This window comes from Acinetobacter sp. YH12235, from assembly GCF_013417705.1.
Taxonomy (GTDB): Bacteria; Pseudomonadota; Gammaproteobacteria; order Pseudomonadales; family Moraxellaceae; genus Acinetobacter.
Map to the genome: position 1 here is coordinate 1 of NZ_VPDL01000020.1, position 21,847 is coordinate 21,847.

19 protein-coding genes are annotated in these 21,847 nt (G+C 43.1%); 14 read left to right on the top strand and 5 right to left on the bottom strand.

Going from position 1 to position 21,847, the window contains the following annotated elements; translation table 11 throughout:
- Positions 1 to 163: 163 nt before the first annotated feature.
- A complete protein-coding gene (locus tag FTV13_RS10955; RefSeq protein ID WP_179992456.1) occupies positions 164 to 1,681 on the bottom strand; it encodes an acetyl-CoA C-acetyltransferase in 1,518 nt (505 codons plus the stop codon).
- A 240-nt stretch (positions 1,682 to 1,921) separates the two neighbouring features.
- Between FTV13_RS10955 and FTV13_RS10960 the strand changes: the two genes are divergently transcribed.
- The 5 genes from FTV13_RS10960 to dnaX all read left to right on the top strand — a co-directional run bounded on the left by FTV13_RS10960 (position 1,922) and on the right by dnaX (position 8,540).
- Positions 1,922 to 3,313, top strand: coding sequence for a 3-oxoacyl-ACP reductase (locus FTV13_RS10960; RefSeq protein WP_004783922.1), 1,392 nt, complete (start codon positions 1,922 to 1,924; stop codon positions 3,311 to 3,313).
- A 157-nt stretch (positions 3,314 to 3,470) separates the two neighbouring features.
- A complete protein-coding gene (locus FTV13_RS10965; RefSeq protein WP_179992457.1) occupies positions 3,471 to 4,325 on the top strand; it encodes a MaoC/PaaZ C-terminal domain-containing protein in 855 nt (284 codons plus the stop codon).
- A 59-nt stretch (positions 4,326 to 4,384) separates the two neighbouring features.
- Complete coding sequence (locus FTV13_RS10970; protein ID WP_179992458.1) at positions 4,385 to 5,647, top strand: serine hydrolase; 1,263 nt, start codon at positions 4,385 to 4,387, stop codon at positions 5,645 to 5,647.
- 83 nt (positions 5,648 to 5,730) lie between these two features.
- The gene (locus FTV13_RS10975; RefSeq protein ID WP_180012052.1) at positions 5,731 to 6,174 is read left to right on the top strand and encodes a copper resistance protein NlpE N-terminal domain-containing protein; all 444 of its coding nucleotides are present in this window, start codon (positions 5,731 to 5,733) and stop codon (positions 6,172 to 6,174) included.
- A gap of 275 nt (positions 6,175 to 6,449) precedes the next feature.
- Positions 6,450 to 8,540: a DNA polymerase III subunit gamma/tau gene (gene dnaX, locus FTV13_RS10980; protein ID WP_179992460.1), complete on the top strand. Its 2,091-nt coding sequence runs from the start codon at positions 6,450 to 6,452 to the stop codon at positions 8,538 to 8,540.
- 7 nt (positions 8,541 to 8,547) lie between these two features.
- Here dnaX and FTV13_RS10985 read toward each other — a convergent pair whose 3' ends face one another.
- Positions 8,548 to 8,982 carry a thioesterase family protein gene (locus tag FTV13_RS10985; protein WP_104425981.1) on the bottom strand — a complete coding sequence of 145 codons (435 nt, stop codon included), beginning with the start codon at positions 8,980 to 8,982 and terminating at the stop codon, positions 8,548 to 8,550.
- Positions 8,983 to 9,036: 54 nt separating this feature from the next.
- Positions 9,037 to 10,194, bottom strand: a complete 1,158-nt coding sequence (locus FTV13_RS10990) for an iron-containing alcohol dehydrogenase (protein ID WP_180012054.1) — start codon at positions 10,192 to 10,194, stop codon at positions 9,037 to 9,039.
- A gap of 118 nt (positions 10,195 to 10,312) precedes the next feature.
- Between FTV13_RS10990 and FTV13_RS10995 the strand changes: the two genes are divergently transcribed.
- Genes FTV13_RS10995 through FTV13_RS11010 form a run of 4 tightly spaced genes read left to right on the top strand, consistent with a single transcriptional unit; the run spans position 10,313 to position 14,051 of the window.
- The gene (locus FTV13_RS10995; protein WP_004783908.1) at positions 10,313 to 10,822 is read left to right on the top strand and encodes a low molecular weight protein-tyrosine-phosphatase; all 510 of its coding nucleotides are present in this window, start codon (positions 10,313 to 10,315) and stop codon (positions 10,820 to 10,822) included.
- A gap of 3 nt (positions 10,823 to 10,825) precedes the next feature.
- Positions 10,826 to 11,863: a UDP-N-acetylmuramate dehydrogenase gene (murB, locus tag FTV13_RS11000; protein ID WP_166134992.1), complete on the top strand. Its 1,038-nt coding sequence runs from the start codon at positions 10,826 to 10,828 to the stop codon at positions 11,861 to 11,863.
- A 5-nt stretch (positions 11,864 to 11,868) separates the two neighbouring features.
- Positions 11,869 to 13,008 (top strand): YdcF family protein, encoded by a 1,140-nt coding sequence (locus tag FTV13_RS11005; protein WP_166134989.1) that lies wholly within the window; start codon positions 11,869 to 11,871, stop codon positions 13,006 to 13,008.
- Positions 13,008 to 14,051 (top strand): alpha/beta hydrolase, encoded by a 1,044-nt coding sequence (locus tag FTV13_RS11010; RefSeq protein ID WP_180012056.1) that lies wholly within the window; start codon positions 13,008 to 13,010, stop codon positions 14,049 to 14,051. Before FTV13_RS11005 ends, FTV13_RS11010 begins: the two co-directional genes overlap by 1 nt.
- An 82-nt stretch (positions 14,052 to 14,133) precedes the next feature.
- Here FTV13_RS11010 and FTV13_RS11015 read toward each other — a convergent pair whose 3' ends face one another.
- The gene (locus tag FTV13_RS11015; protein ID WP_004783900.1) at positions 14,134 to 15,804 is read right to left on the bottom strand and encodes an FMN-binding glutamate synthase family protein; all 1,671 of its coding nucleotides are present in this window, start codon (positions 15,802 to 15,804) and stop codon (positions 14,134 to 14,136) included.
- A 459-nt stretch (positions 15,805 to 16,263) separates the two neighbouring features.
- Positions 16,264 to 17,286 (bottom strand): YafY family protein, encoded by a 1,023-nt coding sequence (locus tag FTV13_RS11020; protein WP_166134987.1) that lies wholly within the window; start codon positions 17,284 to 17,286, stop codon positions 16,264 to 16,266.
- 241 nt (positions 17,287 to 17,527) lie between these two features.
- On the opposite strand from FTV13_RS11020, the gene FTV13_RS11025 reads away from it, so the two are divergent.
- The 5 genes from FTV13_RS11025 (at position 17,528) to FTV13_RS11045 (ending at position 21,789) form a co-directional block, all read left to right on the top strand.
- On the top strand, positions 17,528 to 19,087 hold the full coding sequence (locus FTV13_RS11025) for a circularly permuted type 2 ATP-grasp protein (protein WP_179992461.1): 1,560 nt from the start codon (positions 17,528 to 17,530) through the stop codon (positions 19,085 to 19,087).
- 22 nt (positions 19,088 to 19,109) lie between these two features.
- The gene (locus FTV13_RS11030) at positions 19,110 to 19,712 is read left to right on the top strand and encodes an alpha-E domain-containing protein (protein ID WP_004783892.1); all 603 of its coding nucleotides are present in this window, start codon (positions 19,110 to 19,112) and stop codon (positions 19,710 to 19,712) included.
- On the top strand, positions 19,709 to 20,488 hold the full coding sequence (locus FTV13_RS11035) for a transglutaminase family protein (protein ID WP_179992462.1): 780 nt from the start codon (positions 19,709 to 19,711) through the stop codon (positions 20,486 to 20,488). The genes FTV13_RS11030 and FTV13_RS11035 overlap by 4 nt, the downstream gene beginning before the upstream one ends.
- A 20-nt stretch (positions 20,489 to 20,508) precedes the next feature.
- Positions 20,509 to 21,243 carry a proteasome-type protease gene (locus FTV13_RS11040; RefSeq protein ID WP_004783888.1) on the top strand — a complete coding sequence of 245 codons (735 nt, stop codon included), beginning with the start codon at positions 20,509 to 20,511 and terminating at the stop codon, positions 21,241 to 21,243.
- Positions 21,244 to 21,357: 114 nt separating this feature from the next.
- The gene (locus FTV13_RS11045) at positions 21,358 to 21,789 is read left to right on the top strand and encodes a BLUF domain-containing protein (RefSeq protein ID WP_179992463.1); all 432 of its coding nucleotides are present in this window, start codon (positions 21,358 to 21,360) and stop codon (positions 21,787 to 21,789) included.
- Positions 21,790 to 21,847: the final 58 nt, after the last annotated feature.

Consider the following 21,847-nt stretch of genomic DNA (forward strand, 5'->3'; position numbering starts at 1 on the left):
TTAATGGAAAAATCTAAAAGGTATGTTTTACCGAAAAAAAGAAGTAGAAACTACCCACGAGTTGTGAAAGGGAAACCACAGAAATACCCAAAAAAATGCCAGTCAATCTCTTAACTGACTGGCATTAGCTCATAGAGAGCGGTTTTTTTATATGAGGCTTGGATTATTTTTCAATAATTGCTGTTACGCCTTGACCACCAGCTGCACAGATCGAAACCAGTACACGACCTGAACCTTTCTGGTTAATCAGTTTTGCTGCAGTTGCGATAATACGACCGCCAGTTGCTGCAAACGGGTGACCTGCAGCTAGAGAAGAACCTTTTACGTTCAGTTTGGCACGATCAATTGAACCTAGTGGAGCATCCAGACCTAAACGTTCTTTACAGAATTTTGGATCTTCCCAAGCTTTCAGCGTTGAAAGTACTTGCGATGCAAATGCTTCGTGAATTTCATAGTAGTCAAAATCTTGAAGTTTTAGACCAGCACGTTCCAGCATACGAGGAACTGCATAAGCAGGTGCCATCAACAAGCCTTCTTTCTTCTCTACGAAATCAACGGCAGCAGTTTCCTGGAAAGTCAGGTAAGCCAGTACTTCATGGCCATTTGCTTTAGCCCATTCTTCAGAAGCCAATAGCACACAAGACGCACCATCAGTCAGTGGAGTAGAGTTACCCGCCGTCATGGTACGTGCATCGCCTTTACCAAAAGCAGGCTTTAGTTTCGCCAGTTTTTCAACTGAAGAATCTGGACGCAAGTTGTTGTCACGTTCAAGACCCAGGAATGGAGTCACCAGGTCATCAAAGAAACCTTCTTCATAGGCTGCTGCCATTTTTTGATGTGAAGAGGCTGCAAGCTCGTCTTGCGCTTCACGGGAAATACCCCATTCTAGTGTAGTAATTGCCTGATGGTCACCCATAGACAGGCCAGTACGTGGCTCACCATTTTTTGGTGCGTCCATCAGGTCTTTCACATTGATTTTAGTCAGGGCTTTTAAACGGTCTTTCGCTGTTTTCGCAATGTTCAGCTCAAGTAATGCTTTACGTAAGCCATCACCGAAAGCGATTGGTGCATCAGAAGTCGTATCTACACCGCCTGCGATTCCCACTTCGATTTGACCTAGAGCAATCTTGTTCGCGACCAGGAAGGCCGCTTGAAGGCCAGTACCACATGCTTGCTGGATGTCATAAGCAGGGGTTTCCGGTGCAAGAGCAGTATCCAGTACACATTCACGCGTCATGTTGAAGTCGCGGCTGTGTTTCAGTACAGCACCTGCAACCACTTCACCTAAGCGTTGACCTTGAAGGTTAAAACGTTCAACCAGACCATTCAGGGCTGCTGTGAACATATCAGTATTGGATGCCGTAAAGTAAGCACCGTTAGAACGTGCAAATGGAATGCGGTTACCACCGATAATAGCAACGCGGCGAACTGTATTTTGGCTCATGTTTGGTTCCTGTTGAACAGAAGTCTGTGTTATAGATGTTGAATCTTGTTGGCTTGAAGTCGTTTTTTTGGTACGTGCAGATGTACTGCGTGTACGTGTGGTTTTAGCCGGACTTTTTTCTGCGGCATTGGCTGTATCAGGATTTTTAGTGCTACGCTTGCTACGCGTTGATGGTTTTGACACAGTTTCTGTCGCAGAGTTCTCGACTGCTGGATTATCTTGAGTTGTTTTGCTCATAAGGCTTTACCAGGCAAATAGATCGTCTTCTTGGCGGTTACATTAGCATAGAAGAAGATAGGCTGTATTGACTACAATGACATTACAGACTGCGCTTAGGTCAAGTCATCTGCCTGTTATCTCAAGTATGATTGGGCGGAAACTGGTAGATCTATTGAAATATAAGTGTCTGGCATCATACTGAAGTTTAAGGATAACTTTAGATCAACCAAAAATTAATTTGTATGAGAGATAATAAACATGACTGATCAGTACCAAACTTTTGCAAAATCTCCTATTGGTAAATTTGTCATTAAAAATTTGGGTCTGCCATCCCCAACTTCTTTAGACCGTTTTGAGTCTGCTACACCAGTTGTCAAAGGTGCGGTATTGTTTGGAGCAGCACCGGCAAGTACCTTGACTGGTGCTATTGCTCAGGTTCTGGCAAATATTCATGCCAATAGTTATGCAGGTAACAATGCTGAACTGCAACAGGCTGCTGCATCGGCTGGACTGAATCTGGGCGCGTTTAATCCGGGCGATAAAGAATCAAAATTCAAAGTTGTCATTTTTGATGCTTCAGGAATCGAAAATTCAGAACAGTTAAAATCACTTTATGATTTCTTCAACCCGATTGCGCGTCAAATCCAAAGTTCTGGCCGTGTCGTGATTGTGGGGACTACGCCTGAAACTGCTAAATCAGTCAGTCAGTCAATTGCTCAACGCGCACTGGAAGGTTTTGTAAAATCTGTGGGTAAAGAGTTTAAAAAGGGAATTGCAGCAAACCTGATCTATGTAGATGCCGGTGCTGAAGCAAATCTTGAATCTGCTTTACGCTTTGCAGTTTCTCCACGTTCTGCCTATGTTTCTGGTCAGGTGATCCGTGTTTCACCTGCTGAAAAAGTGGATGTAGACTGGACTAAACCATTAGCGGGCAAAACTGCTGTAGTGACTGGTGCGAGCCGTGGTATTGGTGAAGCGATTGCTCATGTATTGGCACGTGATGGCGCACATGTCATCTGTCTGGATGTTCCGCAACAGCAAGCAGACCTTGACCGTGTAGCCGGCGAAATTGGCGGTTCAACTTTAGCCATCGATATTACTGCTGCAGATGCAGGTGAGAAAATCAAAGCAGCAGCAGCTGAGCAAGGCGGTCTGGACATTATTGTGCACAATGCCGGTATTACCCGCGACAAGACTTTGGCCAATATGAAACCTGAGCTATGGGATCTGGTGATTAACATCAACCTGTCTGCCATTGAACGTGTAAATGACTATTTAATCTCCAACGATGGTCTAAATGCCAATGGCCGTATTATCTGTGTATCCTCAATTTCAGGCATTGCAGGTAACCTGGGTCAAACCAACTATGCAGCGTCTAAAGCGGGTGTGATTGGTGTGGTGAAATTCACAGCACCAACCTTAAAAAATGGTATAACGATTAATGCCGTTGCACCGGGCTTTATCGAAACACAAATGACGGCTGCGATTCCATTTGCAATCCGTGAAGCTGGCCGCCGTATGAACTCAATGAGCCAAGGTGGTCTACCTGTAGATGTTGCAGAAACAATTGCCATGTTTGCTTCTACGGCTTCAACAGGTTTAAATGGCAACGTGGTTCGTGTCTGTGGTCAAAGCCTATTAGGGGCTTAAAGCATCAAGTCCTTTCTTGCAGTTTAATTAAAGCTCAGGGAGAGGATTTAGGAGAGGGAGATTAGGGGCCTTTTTTTAGCCCTCTCTCTAACTCTCTCCCAAAGGGAGAGAGAACTCCACTCATATATAAATGAAAAGAATATTTTAAAGGTTCAGTATGAATACGCGCCATTTTAGTCAACTTCCAAAACCTTATTTAGCCTATCCAAAAGTGATTCAAGGCTTGATTTTTAAAAAGCCGAAAGCTGAAAAAGTTCTACCGCAAGTTGAATATGTGGTGGATTCATTCAAGGTCGATCAGAAACATTTAAAAGCCTATAATGAAGTATGTGGCTTTAAAAATAATGGTTATATTCCAGCTATTTATTTGACCGTATTGTCTCAAAGTCTACAAATGCACATGATGACCTCGGAAGCATTTCCGTTCCCGATTTTAGGACTGGTACATATCCGTAATCAGGTCAAGCAATACCGTAAAGTCGGTGTAAATGAGACTTTAACCCTGTCATGCAAATTTGGTGAATTACAGCCCCATGACAAAGGCGTTCAGTTTGATTTTATTACCACAGTCAAAGTGGGCAATGAAGTTGTCGTTGAGGCATTAACTACATATCTTTCACGTCAAAAGACTGATGTTAAAGCGGCTGTTAAACCGGCAGAAAGTAAAGCGCCAGACTATAAGCTAAATACTGAATGGAAAATTTCAGAAAATACCGGCCGCCGTTATGCCATGACTTCAGGTGATTTTAATCTGATTCATATTCATGCTGTTACAGCGAAGGCTTTTGGTTTTAAACAGGCGATTGCACATGGTATGTGGAGCAAAGCCAAAGCGCTGGCTAATCTGTTATTGCCGGATGCGTATGAAGCCGATGTCTGGTTCAAGCTACCGATGTACTTGCCTTCTAAAGTTGAGTTTCTAACGGCTCAAGCAGCGAATGATACAGATTTCCTGATCCGGAATAGCAAAAACCAGAAGCCGCATGTGACCGGCCATGTAAAAGCGATTTAAATCTAAATCAAAAGCCTAAACTCGATTTAGGCTTTTTCATTTTAAGGGATCAAAATTCTATGGATAGAATGATGCAGCCAATCAAAGATTATCTGTTTGCTGATCAGCATAATTATCAGGGCGATGTTGATACACGTTTTCGCGACCTTGCTCGTCAGTTTAGCCGCTTACAGGATGCACGTACTAATCAGGGTGGTGCAGCACTTGTCGTATATTTTCAGGGACAAAAAGTTGTCGATATTTATACCGGAAAGAAGTCTGCCACAGAAAACTGGCAGCCCGATACCATGTCACTATGCTATTCCACTGGCAAAGGTGTACTGGCGACATTGGCACACATTCTGGTCAGTAAAGGTTATCTGGACTATGACAGATCAGTTGCAGAATACTGGCCTGAATTTGCCCAGAAAGGTAAACGGTCGATTACTTTGGCACATATGCTGAGCCATCAAAGTGGTTTGTTTGATATCCGTAATATCATTGATGATGCCACTGAAATGGCTGACTGGTCACACATGCTGGAGCGGATCGCGGCAGCTGAACCACGTTTTCAGACCACGACTGATGCCGCTTATCAACCTTTGACTTTTGGCTGGCAGGTGGGTGGAGTACTGGAAAAGGCAACCGGTAAATCATTAGGCCAATTAATGCAGGAATATTTAGTTCAGCCTCTGCAATTAAATGGTGCCTATTTTAGTGTGCCGCTGGATGAACTGCCTCGAGTTGCGCGACCGATCTTTAAAGCAAAATCTGCATCTCAATCTTCTAAAGGCAAAAGAGTAGTTACACGCAAACCCGGTTTAATGGAGCGTGCTCTGGTCTGGAGTGGTCAGAGTCCACAAGATTTTCAGGATGGCATGATTCCTAAAGGCATGAAGAATTTTAGCTTCTTTAGTGATGAGGGATTACAGGCGATTATTCCTTCAGCTAATGGCGTCTTTACTGCAGACAGTCTGGCAAAAATCTATGCGATGTTGGCCAATCACGGTGCTTGGCAAGGCCAGCAGTTGATTTCACCTCCAGTATTCCAGCGACTAAGCCAGGTGCAATATACCCGTCGTGATCGGGTGATGCCTGTACCCATGCACTGGCGTCTGGGTTATCACCGTATATTGACCTTGGGTAAAGCCTCTACAGGTTTTGGTCATATGGGTTTTAACGGTTCTGGTGCCTGGTGTGATCCGGAACGCGAATTAAGTTTTGCCTATACCCATAACTTCCCAACAGGTTCATTAACTGGAGATTACCGTCTTTGGGGGCTGACGCAGGAAACTTTACGCTGTGCTGATGCGGTATTGACAGGAAGAAAAGGCTGGCGCTAACTGAATATCCTTGATTTGGGAGTTTAGTCAGCCATTTAAAATATGCTATTTTGTGGCAAATTCCAGCGCTGCGAAATGAAACCATGAAAAAAGTAATACTGATTCCCTTAGTGGCAACCGGTGCTTTATTCGGTTGTCAGGATCAAACCCAGTCAGCTAAAAATACTGTTGTTGAAGCCAAGGCACAGATTCCAGCATGGGCGGGAGAGTATCAGGGTACAACTCCTTGCATGGGCTGCTTGTCCCGTTGTGATGATTGTCCGGGCATGGCTGTCATGCTAACTCTGCACGAAGATCAAACTTATACTTTAGAACGTGAAAGCCTGAGTGGTCATAATGAGGTGGAAACCTTTAGTGGCCCGATTCGTTTCCAAGATGATTCTCATCAGAAAATTGAGCTGGTGAATGTAGCGACTCGTAATTTACTGTATGTTGATTTGGAAGAGCATGTGCTGGAAATCCGTGAAGACAAAAGCGGTAAACGCTACCAGATGCAGAGTGATTTTATTTTAGGGCGATTCGCTTAAACAGATTCAACCCAATCCTTTATCTTTGATCAGAAATTTTTATTTCTAAGATTGTATTAATCCGCTCAAATAGAGCGAAAATCAATAGATATTTTATTTTCCAAATATACTAAAAATATCCTGATATTTCAGTCAGGCATAAAAATGGAGCAAACAGCTTCGAGATAGTTGATTTAAATCAGATTGATAGGTCTATCTCTCCAGATCATAACTGATTAATTCATTCACTATTTTATAAAAAAACAGTATGCTTAGACCTGTAAAAAGGAGCATACATGTATCAAGTACTTGCGCGAAAATACCGTCCCCGCAATTTCAACGAATTGGTCGGTCAAAACCATGTTTCACGTGCCTTAACCAGCGCACTGGAGCGTGGCCGTTTGCACCATGCCTATTTGTTTACGGGAACGCGTGGTGTTGGTAAAACCACGATTGCACGTATTTTGGCGAAGTGCTTGAACTGTGAAACCGGTATTACTTCGACTCCTTGTGAGGTATGTCCGACCTGTACCGCCGTCAATGAAGGCCGTTTTATTGACCTGATTGAGATCGATGCGGCATCACGTACCAAAGTTGAAGATACCCGTGAGCTGCTGGACAATGTCCCTTATGCGCCAACTCAGGGTCGTTTCAAGGTCTATCTGATCGATGAAGTACATATGCTGTCCACGCATTCTTTCAATGCTCTATTAAAGACACTGGAAGAACCACCGGAGCATGTCAAATTTCTGTTTGCAACCACAGATCCGCAAAAGCTGCCGATTACTGTTATTTCTCGCTGCCTGCAATTTACTTTGCGTCCATTGGCTGTTGATGAAATTACTGAACATCTGGGTAATATTCTCACCAAAGAAAGCATTCAGGCTGATCAGGATGCGATCTGGCAGATTGCCGAATCAGCACAGGGTTCGCTTCGTGATGCTTTGTCTTTAACGGATCAGGCGATTGCTTATGGTCAGGGTGCCATTCAACATCAGGATGTCAAAGACATGCTGGGCTTGATCGACCGAACCATCATTTACGATCTGATTCTGGCGATTCATCAGAATCAGAAAGCACGTGTTAGCGAATTATTATTGCAATTCCGTCAGCAGGCGCTGGATGTATCACTGGTATTAGATCAGCTGATTTCTACCCTGCATGAACTGGCTTTATTACAATATCTGCCGGATTTAAGCCTGAAATACAGTGCCGAGATCAATCAAAAGATCATGCAGTTATCGGCTTTGATTTCAGCACAAGATTTGCAACTGTATTATCAGATTGCCTGTAAAGGCCGGGCTGACCTACAGCTTGCGGTTACGCAGGAGCAAGGCTTTGAGATGACGGTGCTGCGTTTGCTAGCCTTCCGTCCGCTACAGCCCAATGAAATTCCAGCCAATACAGCTCAGATACCACAAGCTGTACCTGCTGCATCAGTTCCACAGCAACATCAGATAACGCAGCAGGAAAGTGCGCCGGTTGCTCAAGCTGCTGGAGAAGATTTTTCATTAGATGCTGGCTATGAAGACGATCAGGATAATCATCCAGTCACTGCACAGTCTGAACCATCTTCGAATGATTTTCTGGATGAAGACGAGCCAGAAACCAATTCTGAGCCTCAAGTCATACAAGCTGAATCAACTAGAGTAGAACAATCTGAGTCTGATCAGATTGTATTTGATCCAAACCTGGAAGATGGCCTGTTTGGTTTTGACGATGTTCCTGCAGAACCTGTTCCATCCAGTCCTGAAGCCAGCAGTGATGATTTTCTCTTAGAAGAATTCATTCCTGAAAATGATATTGCTGCACCAGTAGAACAAGAATCCGAGTTTAGTCTGGATGCTTTAGCTCCTGAATCAGAACAAGTGATTCATAAAGCAGATGAAAGCCAGCCAGAAATTTCTACTCAGACTGAGGTTGCATCTACTCAGATCGAAAATACAAATATTTCTACAGACCGTAATCTGATGCCTCAGGATATTCTGCAAATTCCGGTACAGGATATGCAGGGTGAATGGACGGTAGAAAAATGGGAATTCTGGTTCCGTAACAGTCAGTTATCTCCGGCAGTTCAGGAATTGGCTCAGTATGGCATCATGACTGGTCAGATTAATGCAGCATCGGTCTTTCATATTCCAGAGCGTTATCAGCCGCTTTTGTCGCAGCTACAACATCATCTGGAAGCAGCTTTGCGGGAACAATGGCCACAGACCATTTTCCAGGTGAAGTTTGAAGATGTAGAGCAGTTAACGCCATATACCATGCAGCAAGAACGTAAAGTACGCGCTTTTAAACGCGCAGAAGAGCTGCTGCATGCTGAACCGGCTGTACGTGACTTGCTGGAACAGTTTGATGGTGAATTGCACAATATTCAGCTGAAATAAAATAATTTTAGGCTGAGACAAAACGCGCTAAAGCATCCCGCATTTCAGCTGGAATCGGGGTGCTTTTTCGTGTGTAGCGATCGACAAACACATGCACAAAACTGCCTTGAGCGGCTGCCGTATCAGAATTCATTTTAAAGATTGCCAGATCATAGCTGAGAGAACTATTCCCCATTTTTTCTATGGCGACACCTACCTCAATAATTTCCGGATAAGACAGTTCCTGATTGAACTGGCATTGCGAGCTGACCACCAGTCCAATCATTGGAGAATATTTGGGATCAAATGCGGCTTCCTGAATCAAAAGGGCATTCGCGGCCGTATCAAAATAGCTGTAATAAGTGACATTATTGACATGGCCATACAGGTCATTGTCCGCCCAACGAGTCTGTATCGGCAGAAAAAATGAATAATGTTCGCGTTGTTTAAGAGCTGCTTTCATATTTTTAAATAACTTGTAGTGGCTAGATCTGCTGAGTCGAAAATAATCCTAAATCTAATAGATCGCCTGATAAATGTTGTAAGCATCTTCCAGAGTAAGTTCACGTGGATTGTTCTGTAACAGGCGGCTCTGTTTCATGGCATCTTCGGCCATGATCATTAGCATATGTTCAGGAATTCCTAACTGTTTAAGTTTCAGGGTTAAGCCACTTTTCACCAGATGATTATTAAAATGATCGATAAACAGGTCAGTCAGGCCATCATGGCAGCCTTTGCTTTGTGGATCTAACCAGCACATCAGTTCGGCATAGAGGGCTTTGGCATCCGGCGTATTAAATTTCATCACCTCAGTTAATACCAGTGCATTACTATGTCCATGCGAAATATGGAAATGTCCACCTAATGGATAAGCCAAAGCATGCACTGCACCTACTGGTGCATTGGCAAAAGCTTGACCTGCTAGCATCGAGCCGACCAGCATGTTTTGACGTGCGTCCAGATCCTGACCATCATCTAGCACACGTTGAAGATTGGCATTTAACAGTTTTAAGGCATGCTTGGCCAGCATATCGGAATAGGGATTTTTTTTGATTTTAGAAGTATAAGCTTCAATGGCATGGACCATGGCATCAATGCCGGTCGCAGCAGTAATTAAGGACGGCAGATTTTGGGTAAAGGTTGCATCCAGAATGGCAGTATCTGCAAACAGGATCGGTGCCACAATTCCGGTTTTGGTAGTTTCACCTGTAGTGACAATTGAAATCGGAGTAACTTCAGATCCTGTACCTGCAGTGGTAGGAACCAAAATCAAGGGCAAACGGGGGCCAGTAGCCTGATTTACGCCATACAGATCAGACAAAGATTGGTGCTGTGCCGGATGACTCAAGATTGCGATCAGCTTGGCGACATCCATAGAGCTGCCACCACCAAAGCCAATCACGATATCGACATTTTCCTGTTTGGCAAAATCTGCTGCTTCAAGCACTACATGCTCAGGTGGGTCGGCCTGTACATCGGAATAAATTGCATAATCTAGTCCCGCATCTTCAATAATTTCCAGAATAGGCAGGTGTAATTGATGCTGTAGCATGCCTGGATCAGTGACCAGTAAAACACGCTGATAACGGCCCTGTTTGAGAATAGAGGATAATTCCTGAATCGTGCCGAGGCCGGCGATGATGTTGGGAACGGTTTGAAACTGAAATCGATTCATGTCTTTATCCTTTAATTTTTATCGCAAATACAAAATTATTATGGGGCGGTGATATAGGATTCATCAGGTAAATAACTTAACATAAGTATCTTGAAAATGATTAACTCTGAGGTTGTTTATGTCATCCAGAACGCCATATAAGGTGTTATGTGTTTGTTTGGGAAATATTTGTCGTTCTCCCACGGCAGAAGTGGTACTCAGACATTATTGTGATGAACAGAAACTCGATATTGTGGTCGACTCAGCAGGAACCAGTAATTACCATCCGGGGAAAGCACCTGATTTGCGTAGCCAGCAACATGCCTTAAAACGGGGTTATGATCTTTCTGGCCTGCGTGCGCGTCAACTCAAAACCCATGATTTTATTGATTATGATCTGATTCTAGCGATGGATCTGGAAAATCTGGCAGATATTCAGGCGCTCCAGCATCAGGCAGAGGCAGAATTCGGACGCCTGCGTGCCCAGGTTGCTTTAATGAGTGAACATGATCAGCACTATCCAAAACAGGCTTTGCCAGATCCATATTATGGCGGGGCAGATGGTTTTGAGCGTGTCCTGAACCAATGTGAGTCCAGCAGTCGGGCCTGGGTAGAAATTTTTAAACAACATCAAACAGAAAAGGTTTAAGTCATGCAGATTCAGACTCAGGTTCAACTTAAACCTTTTAATACGCTAAATCTCGAAGTGATTGCCGCTTACTACAGCCGGATCCAATCAACTGATGATCTGATTGCTGCACTGGAGTTTGCTGAGCAGCAACAACTGAATGTGCTGATTCTTTCTGGCGGTAGCAATATGTTATTGCCGGAACAGATTGATGCTCTCGTCCTGCATATGGATATCCAGGGCATTGAAATGCTAGAAGGAAATGAGCAGCATCAATGTCTGCGGGTAGGTGGGGGCCAAGTTTGGCATGACTTCGTACTCTGGACGACAGAACAGAAACTCTATGGTCTACAGAATCTGGCCCTGATTCCCGGACTGGTCGGCGCATCTCCAGTGCAGAATATTGGGGCATATGGTGTCGAAGTCGGCGAATTTATTCATGCGGTAGAGGTCTATGACCGTAAGCTCAAAAAATTTGATTCCATTCCTGCTTCAGACTGTCATTTTTCCTATCGTCATAGTATTTTTAAAGATGATCCAACACGTTATGTGATTACACACGTTACTTTTAAATTACTAAAACAGGCAAATCTGAAACTGAATTATGGTGATCTTAAAGCAGCGGTGGGTGATAATCTCACAGCAGAAAACTTGCAGCAGCAGGTGATCCGGATTCGTCAGAGCAAACTGCCTGATCCTAAAGAATTTCCAAACGTGGGAAGTTTCTTTAAAAATCCTATCGTAAATCAACAGGTTTTTGACCGAATTGCTGTGCATTTTTCTAATTTGCCCCATTATCCACAGGCCAATGATCAGGTTAAAATGGCGGCAGGCTGGCTGATTGATCAGGCAGGCTGGAAGGGGAAACAGCTTGGGCCAGTTGGCATGTTCCATAAACAGGCACTGGTTCTGGTGAACTATGGTCATGCTTCTCTGACGGATGTCCGTCAAGCCTATGGCGCAGTACAGCAGGCTGTCTGGGACAAATTCAAGATTATGCTCGAACCTGAACCGGTATTATTTGATTGTAAAGGCTTAATTCGATCTCATCAGGATAAATAACGTATATGAAAAACACCCATTGGATGGTCCGTTTAGTACAAATCGTCGCAGGACTGTTTGTATTTTTCGGCTGTCTGGTGATGTTGATCTATTCGCCATTTTATTCGCAGCTTGTGGTTAAGGGACTCAATCGATTTGTGTCCTTTGAAATTAACGAAGTTGCAGCACAAAGCCAGAAAATGGCTTCCTTGAGTGAAGATGATACGCTCGAACCAGGTTCTGATCAGTGGATTGCCCGTCAGGCTTATTTGCGTGTGATGGAGCAGGATATCCAGCAAAATCATTCTGCCAATCTGATGCTGATTCAGGCACGTTACAAGGTACTGCAACAGATGATTGAAGAACATCAGCGTGAACAGCAGGAAGAAAAAGCAGAACAGAACCAGCCTGCACAAGTGCCTTTATTGTCCCAGCAAGAACCTGTGGAAGCCGTTGACCCGACTCAGAAGGTCCGCGAACTGCTGGAATGGGACAGTAATGAAAACAAGGAACGGATTGAACAATATGTTGAATTCTTAACGACTCATCCTCTGGAAGATGAAGAAGCGAGTGCCGTACAGGTCACAGCGAAAGAGGAAATCAAGGAAGATCTGGCTTTACTGCAGGAACAGCAGCAACAGAAACCGGTCAATCAGTCTAAACCTTATGCCATTGTGGTCTTAGGTGGTGGTCTAACCTTGCATGAAAATGGCAAGGATATTGTGGTCAATGACTATACCCGTTTACGTCTGGAAACCACACTCGCAGTTGAAAAACAGTATCAGTTACCGATCGTATTAAGTGGTGTGGAAGCGCCGTATATGCAGCGCTGGTTACAAAATTACAATGTCGATGCCAAATTGCTTGAAGACCGCAGCATGAATACCTGTGAAAATACCCGTTTCAGCTCGTTATTATTGCAAAAAAAAGGTGGGGCACCGACTGTGATTCTGATTACTGACCGTTATCATATGCCGCGTACCCGTCGTCTGTTTGCACTGAATGGTATTCAAACCATTCCAGTGGAAGCACCGATGCCGAAGTCCTTGACCCGTTGGCGTCCAAGTCGACAAAATTATGATCATAGTCGCCGTGCCAATTATGAAATGCTGGCCACTATCCGCGATATGTGGTTTGGCTCCAGTGACTGTCGGGAGGTGCCTTAATGTCTGATATTCCGTTTTTAAATCCGACCATCCTGAAGCAGCTGGATTTACCTGTGCCAAGCAGGGAAACAACGCCACATCTTTTGCAGCCCTTAAACTTGAACAGGGATGACCAGCCGACTATTGATCTGCTGTCTTATCGCAGACTGTATGGTTTTGATTTACTGGATTGCAAGCATTGGCAGGGCTATGTACAGATGCCGCTGTTTAAATTGCATGTGCAGGTATTTACGCCAAATCTGGAAAATACCCGTTTTGACAAGATTCAGGGAACGGCCTTTCTGTTACATGGATATCTGGAACATAGCGGAATTTATCAGCCGATTGTACGTGAGTTGCTGGAACAGGGCTTTAGCGTCCTGACCTATGACCTGCCGGGGCATGGTCTCAGCGATGGTTCATCTGCCAGTATCCAGAATTTTGATCATTACCAGCAGGTTTTGCATGCGGTATATCGTTATGTGAAGCATGCCGAGCAATTACCTAAACCTTGGGTTGGCATTGGACAAAGTACCGGTGGTGCGATCTGGATGCATCATTTGCTCGAATTTGCAGAACGACGCGAAAATCCGTTTGTAGATCGCGTGCTGTTATTGTCACCGTTGATTCGTCCGGCTAAAACTGCCTGGTGGCATAATCCGCTCGGACTTGGCATTATCAGCCGGATCAAGCGTGAAGTACCGCGTCATTTCCGCCGTAATAACCATAATCCTGAATTTCTGCGTTTTATCCGCCTTAAAGATCCTTTGCAACCCCGCATGATGGGCATGGACTGGATTCTGGCGATGTCACGCTGGATGCTGGAAATGGAAGCACGTCCAGCTTGCCGAATCCCTGTCTGGTTAGCTCAAGGTGCTCAGGATCAGACAGTGGACTGGCGTTATAATATTGAATTTATCCGTCGCAAGTTCCGCCTGCAAACTTTGTTAATGCTGGAAGAAGGTTCACATCAACTGATTAATGAGCGCGCGGATATCCGTGCAGCATTAACAGGTTTAATTCCAGCCTTTTTACATGCGCATGGCAGTAAGACCTATTATTAAATTATCTTACTCCCAATTAAAAAGGCGTTTCAGTAAACGCCTTTTTCTTGTCTAATTTGACTAAGTTTTGATTCTTATAAGCTCAAAAACTTTCCAATTTGGCCATATTCCACATACGGAAATAGAAATTTTCCTCATCTTTATTTTCGCAATGTAATAATTCACCTTCTTTAAGCCAGAAATGAATCTGGGCAAAGTTCTTGATTTCATGATTGCTGATTCGCTGTGCCAGATGATGCGGTTTAATAGCAGAAGGATGTTTTAAACCTGCTGAAGCGATTAGCTCAGACAGGGCATGCATTGTATTTTTATGGAAATAAAACACTCGCTCGGCCTTAGTCGGGACATGCAGGGCTTTTTGACGCTCTTTATCTTGAGTAGTGACTCCCACAGGGCATTGATTGGTATGACAACTTTGAGCCTGGATACATCCGACTGCAAACATGAATCCGCGCGCTGAATTAACCCAGTCAGCCCCAAGTGCCATGGTACTAGCAATATCAAAGGCACTGATAATTTTCCCGCTTGCACCAATTTTAATCTTGTCTCTCAATCCTGCACCGACCAAGGTATTGTGCACAAACAAAAGACCTTCTCTTAAAGGAGTACCCATATAGTCAATCAATTCAATTGGTGCAGCACCGGTACCGCCCTCAGATCCATCTACCACAATAAAATCAGGATAAATTTTGGTATGTAGCATGGCTTTCACCATACTCATAAATTGCCAAGGTTGACCCAGACAAAGCTTGAATCCGACTGGCTTACCTTCAGAAAGCTCACGTAGTTGTTGAATGAAATTCATCATTTCAATCGGGGTTTTAAACGCCGGATGTCCAGAAGGTGAGACACAGTCATGTTCACGGCTAATCCCGCGAATCTGAGCAATTTCTTCTGAAATCTTGGCTTTAGGTAAAATCCCCCCATGTCCAGGCTTGGCACCTTGTGAAAGCTTGATTTCAATCATCTTTACCTGAGGAAGTTTGGCTTTTTCTGCAAATTTTACCGGATCAAACTGACCTTCTAAGGTCCGACAACCAAAATAGCCGCTACCAATTTCCCAGACAATGTCACCGCCATGTTCCAGATGATAAGGGCTGATACTACCTTCACCGGTATCATGAAAGAATTTGCCTTTTTGCGCACCAAGATTCAAAGCCCGAACCGCATTGGCACTTAAACTCCCGAAACTCATAGCCGAGATATTCAAAATAGAAGCAGAATAAGGCTGGGTACATTGCTCATTGCCGATCAGAATACGAAAGGTTTCTGGATCAGCAGGTCGGCAAGGGGTGAGGGAATGGCTAATAAACTTATAGTTTTCTTCATAGACATTCATGATTGAGCCGAAGGGCTTATCTGAATTTTCATTTTTGGCCCGTTGATACACCAGACTACGCTGCATACGTGAAAATGGCAAAGCATCCCGATCTGCTTCGATAAAATACTGACGAATTTCGGGGCGGAATTCTTCAAAGATAAAACGGAAGTGGCCCATAATCGGATAATTTTTTAAGATTGAATGTCTGTTCTGCAAGACGTCATATAGGCCTAGCAGGCTCAGCAGAATACTAACGATCCATAGTGTATTCACTAAGGTTGCCGGCATAAAATAATAAATATAGCGCGGCTCATAACCGATATGAAAAATCGTAAAAATAACGGCGATGGTGATGCAGGCAAACCAGACCGAATGCCGTGAAAAGAAAGTATTAAGTAATTTGTGTCGTACTAATTGCGCAGGGTTAGCCATTATGAAATTAAATCCCTATTTCCACTACGATAGCGTTTAATAATGTGCAGAGCTCCCTGGCTTATACAAGCATAGAATTGTTTTTTAATTTTATAAACTTGCTGAAAATGGGGCGTAGGCCGCTATACCTGACTTCTAGATAGATAATAAATTTTCCAAATAATCTTCTATGGAAAAATTGTGCAAAAGGCATGCATTCTTTTTATTTCAAAAACAGGCTTAAGCGTTTTATAGTGATTTTACCCCCACAGTAGGAGTGTAAATTATGACAAAAAAATCGATCCGTTTTAATAATGCAGAGCTGGCTTGCTCATGCTGCCGTACTCTTTAATTTCTAATGTGACACATCCGGTCTGTTTTCTGGGGCAAGAGGAAAGCAGACTGGCTCAGTAGCAGACCACCAGAGCAATAATAAAAATAAAATGATAAATTGATCAGGTCCCCAAAATGGGGACTTTTTTATTCTTTGGAAGAGACTGAATCAGTTTCATTCACTTGGTAAACAGCATCTGCCACTATTTTTGGTTCGATATTTTTGATTTTATTGCCAAAACTTCGTAACCACCAAACCAGTTGTGAGGTAAAAGGCACAGTTGCGCTAATCAGGGCTATGCCATTTTCAATTTTTTCAATTTTTTGATCTTTGCTGAGCTGACTTTCTTCAAAATAGTGCGCATCAGATTCAGGCATGCTCAGTTGAAGCAATACATTTTCCGTTGGCTGGTTAAAATCGACCCGGAATCCTAAAGCGCCAGATTCAATATATTCATCAATATCAAAATTTACCGGGTGTAGGGCACGAGAATTCAGCACCTCTGCTGATTTAAAACGGTGCAGGGCAAAGGTCTGAATATCCGATTTATCATGACGGGTACAGACCAGATAGATAATTGAACCTTTTTGCACTAATGCCAGCGGATTTAAAATATAGGTTTTCTCTTCGCCATTATGACCACGACCCTGATAAACACATTCCAGCTGTTTGTCCTGTAACAGGCCTTCGTAAATCGCCTGTTGGGCCGTTTTATCAACGACAGGCGGAATAAGCGGTTGGGTAGCTGGCACGATTCTGACCCGGTTAATCCATTGTCGTACGTTATTTTGTGAAGACAGGCTGCGTCGAGCCAGATCAAACCAGGGATTCATTTCTTCAATCAGACTAGGTGGCAGTAGGTGTTTGAGATGTTCTTCCACCATCATAAAAGTCACCGCCTGTGAACTGGTCATATGCGGCAAGCTTTGAATAGGGGCATCTGAACGCCAGCGCCAGCCTTGTGGTGTGGTTTTACTGCTCTCAATCGGAAAACGCTGGGCAATCTGATTCAGGTCACGCTGAATGGTGCGTAAACTGATCTCGATCCCTTCGCGATTCAGGATTTCCTGGAGTTCACGGGTTCCCATCCATTTGCCGGTAGAAAGACGCGACAAGATTTGCCATTGGCGGTAAAGGCTATTGGAGGTTTCTTTTTCTTGTGCTGACATAATGTATTTTTACTGGCAATCAGTGGAAACAAATTAAATATGAGCTTACCACAATAAGAAATCTGAATTTTTTTCGCAAGTTATTCTGCGCAACAATTGACCTACAATCCGTAAACATCTTGGCGAAAAATGATATTGAGTGAATAGGCACTTTACTGGGTTAATACAGACTTCGAAACGGATGTCATGGCATGGATATTGCTTTGATTTTATTATAATAGATTACAATGAAGAGGTTTGTATGCTAAAAGAAAGCCAGGATACAAATACTATTACAACAGTAGAAAATCATACTGCAGCAGATTTAAGCAAAAATTTTACAGATACTACAGCACTTAATATTTCAATCAAGCACAGTCCGCATTTTTTATACCAAGAGATTTCTTCGAAATTTTTCAATGAAATGCGTGATCATCAGGTAATACACAGTCAGGCAGGTCAACGAATTGAAGAATGGCTGTCACAGCATACACTAGATGAACTGAATCAGCTAAATGAAGTAGCAAAAGAACATTTTCTTTATGACGGTATTACGTTTACCGTGTATGGAGATGAGCAAGGCACTGAGCGGACTATTCCTTTTGATGTAATCCCACGGGTGATTGCCCGTAAACAGTGGAATATGGTGGCACTCGGTTCAGCACAGCGTGTTCAAGCCTTAAACCTGTTTCTGCATGATATTTATCATCAGCAGGATATTCTTAAAGCCAATATTGTCCCTGAGCTTCAGGTGCTCACCCATGAAGCGTATCAGCCACATATGTACCAGCATCATTTGAAAGGCAGTATCTATAGCCAGATTAGCGGGATTGATATTATCCGAGATTCCAAAGGTGAATTTTATGTACTGGAAGATAACCTGAGAACGCCATCTGGGGTGTCTTATATGCTGGAATGCCGCAAGATCAGCCAGAAGTTAATGCCAAAAGTGTTTGAGCAATCCAATATTGCCGGTATTGAACAATATCCAAAACTCTTAAAAGAAATTCTGGCGGAAAATGCTTATACCGATAATCCATTCATTGTAGTTTTGACCCCGGGTCGTTTCAATAGTGCATACTATGAACACGCTTGCCTTGCAAGGGAGATGAATGTGCCTTTAGTGACATCACGTGATCTTTTTGTTGAGAACTCGAAGGTTTATGTAAAAACAATACGTGGGCGTCAACAGGTTGATGTTATTTATAGAAGAGTCGACGACGCCTATCTTGATCCACTGTGCTTTAAACCAGACAGTACTTTGGGTGTTCCGGGCTTAATGTCCGCATATTTACAGCACAATGTTGTAATCGCAAATGCCCCGGGTACAGGTGTGGCAGATGATAAATCGATTTATCCTTATGTCGATAAAATGATTCATTTTTATTTGGGTGAAAAACCGATTTTAAATAATGTTCCAACCTACCAATGCCGTAATCCGGAAGATCTGGACTATGTGTTGACAAATTTGGATCAGCTGGTCGTCAAGGAAGCACAAGGTTCTGGCGGTTACGGCATGCTGATTGGGCCACAAGCCTCTCAACAGCATATTGATATTTTCAGAGATAAAATTTTAGCTGCGCCGCATTTATATATTGCGCAGCCAACTTTGAATTTGTCGGTCAGTCCGACTTTAAGCAATTTTGGTATTGCTGAACGACATATTGATCTGCGTCCTTTTGTCTTGAGCTCACCTTACCGCACTGAAATTGTGCCAGGTGGTCTGACCCGGGTAGCCATGCAGGCAGGCTCACTGGTGGTCAACTCATCGCAAGGTGGCGGGATCAAAGATACTTGGGTAGTCGACAACTTACATTCATAACATTCCAAAGAAGGATAACGTCATGGTTTTGTTAAATACCAATGCGCAACATATTTTTTGGTTAGGCCGTTATTTATCTCGTACCCAGTTTTTATGTTCGCATTTTCCATTTTTAGATGATGAAGCCGCTGTGGCTTATGCACATGCTTTCTGTTTGCCTGCGTTTGATGCCAGTTCATTAAATGAGCTGGTTCTGGATAGTACCCAACCGACTTCATTTACCCAACAGTTTCAGGTGGCAAAAGACAATATTCAGGAATTACGCGGTGTATTGTCTGGCAAAGCCTATTCCGAACTACTGAAACTGATTAAAACTGCGGATCAGAATGCCGGTTATATCTGCGATGTCGTGACAGATTGTGCCGAAATTCTAGAAGCAGAATCATCAGATGTATTTCTATTTTTCAGTCTGGGCCAATGTTTGGAACAGCTAGATCAGCAGTTACGTCTCGGTGAGGATACTACCCGTACCTTATGTAAAATCGATTATATTGTGGATACACTCTGTGAGATTGGTTGGGGCAGTGTAAAACAATACTGGACACAGTTACGTGCCGCACCTGATCTGAAGCAGTTTTACCAGTTTAGTGATCATATTCATCGCTTGTTCGAGGCTGATGTATGAAATTGATGGTGAATCACCAAACGCAATACACGTACACAGCCGAGGTGAGGAACAGTATTCAGTACATCAAAATGATGCCTTCCACCAATGAACATCAGAAGGTGCATTATTGGGATGTCAGTGTACCGGGTCAGAAAGTGATTCGGCATGATGCCTTTAAAAATCTCTGGATGACCAGTACACAGCGTGAATCCTATCATAGCCTGATGATCATGGCACAAGGCATCGTTGAGCTAAATCTCGCGCATGAGCAGGGCTTAAATGATTCCTTAAATCCATATCTATTTTTACAGCCGACTGAAGCAACAAAATGCAATGCAGAGATGAAGGATTTTGCAGATCGTCATGTTCCAGCATTAACTCGTAAACATTTAATCGGCTTGGCTCAAGCCGTACTCGAACACGTTCCTTATATATCAAATAGTACTACGGTACAGGGGTCTGCTATTGATGCTTTTGAAGCACGTCAGGGCGTCTGTCAGGATCACAGTCATATTTTTATCGCCATGTGTAAACATTTAGGTTTACCATCACGTTATATATCAGGTTATCTTTATGCACAGAATGCCTCACATCTGGCGAGTCATGCTTGGGCTGAGGTATTTATTGAACAGGCATGGTACTGTTTTGATGTGAGTAACCTGTTATTTACGCCTAGTGCGCATGTCTATGTTGCGGTGGGGCGCGACTATTGGGATGTTGCACCAGTACGTGGTGTAAGAGAAGAAGGCGGTGTGGAATCCATGTATTCCATCGTCCAGGTACTAGGATGTTAATTCATTAATAAGGACAAAAAATGACGTATTGTTGTGCCCTTCGTTTAGAGCAAGGTATGCTATTTATCAGTGATACACGTACCAATGCTGGTGTGGATCACATTTCGGTATTTCGAAAATTATATACCTTTGGGGTAGATGGGGAGCGCGTTATCGTACTCCAGGCTTCCGGAAACCTGGCAACAACACAGGCGGTAATCGGACATATCAGAAATCAGCTGGAACTCAGGCAGGAACCGAATATCCTGAGTTTACCGACCATGTTTGATGTTGCGGAACTGGTGGGTAATACACTCAAAAAAGTGATTGCCAATGTCACGGATGATAGTTTAGAACAAAGTACTTACTATTGTAATTTCCTGGTCGGCGGCCAGATTAAAAATCAGGAAATGCAGCTCTATCATATCTACCCGCAAGGCAATTTTATTTGCGCGACACGAGATACGCCATATTTCCAGATTGGTGAAAGCAAATACGGTAAGCCGATTCTGGATCGTGCCTTGACCTATGATATGCCACTCGATGAAGCATTACGTTGTTCTTTGATTTCTTTTGCTTCTACCTTACGTTCAAATGTATCTGTCGGTATGCCACTGGATGTACTTGTCTATAAAAAAGACAGCTTAATGATGCCGAAAGGTAAACGTATTGCTGAAGACGATGAATATTTTACGGATATCAGTCGGCAATGGTCAGAAACTTTAAAGAAAGGCCTGGCTGAATTACCCACCCCATCGAATGATTATTTCTTATAATATTTATAGAAATAAAAATAAGTTTTTCTTATAAGAATTAGTAAAAATTGACTGCTTAGTGTACAGTGCTAACTTCTATACGATATTGCATAGATAAGAATAGAGGTTAGCCGCATGTACCAATTTTGTTACGCCAGTGAAAGTACCTCGTCCAAAGCCGACTTACTTCAAGATTTAACGGATATCCTTAAAGAAGCACATGATTTTAATCATTCTAATCAAATAACAGGGGTGCTTTATTTTGCTGATGGACATTTTTTCCAGTGCCTGGAAGGGGAATGTCTGGTTTTAAAAGCTTTACTGACAGAGAGACTGTCTAAAGATCCACGCCATAAAAATATTAAACTATTTGAAACCAAAGAGATTGAGCAGCGTACTTTTGGCGACTGGTCAATGAAATATATTTCTAAACGTAGTTCTATTCAACAATTCTGCCAAGAAATGGGATTTGAGGTTTTTACGCCTAATGATTTTAACCAGGAACAAGTAGATGCTTTATTATTTGAACTGTCATTAATCGAAAATGAAGAGCAAAAATCAGCTTGAATGCTGACAATATAAAAAAGCCCAACATGAGTTGGGCTTTTTTATTTTTAAATAGTTT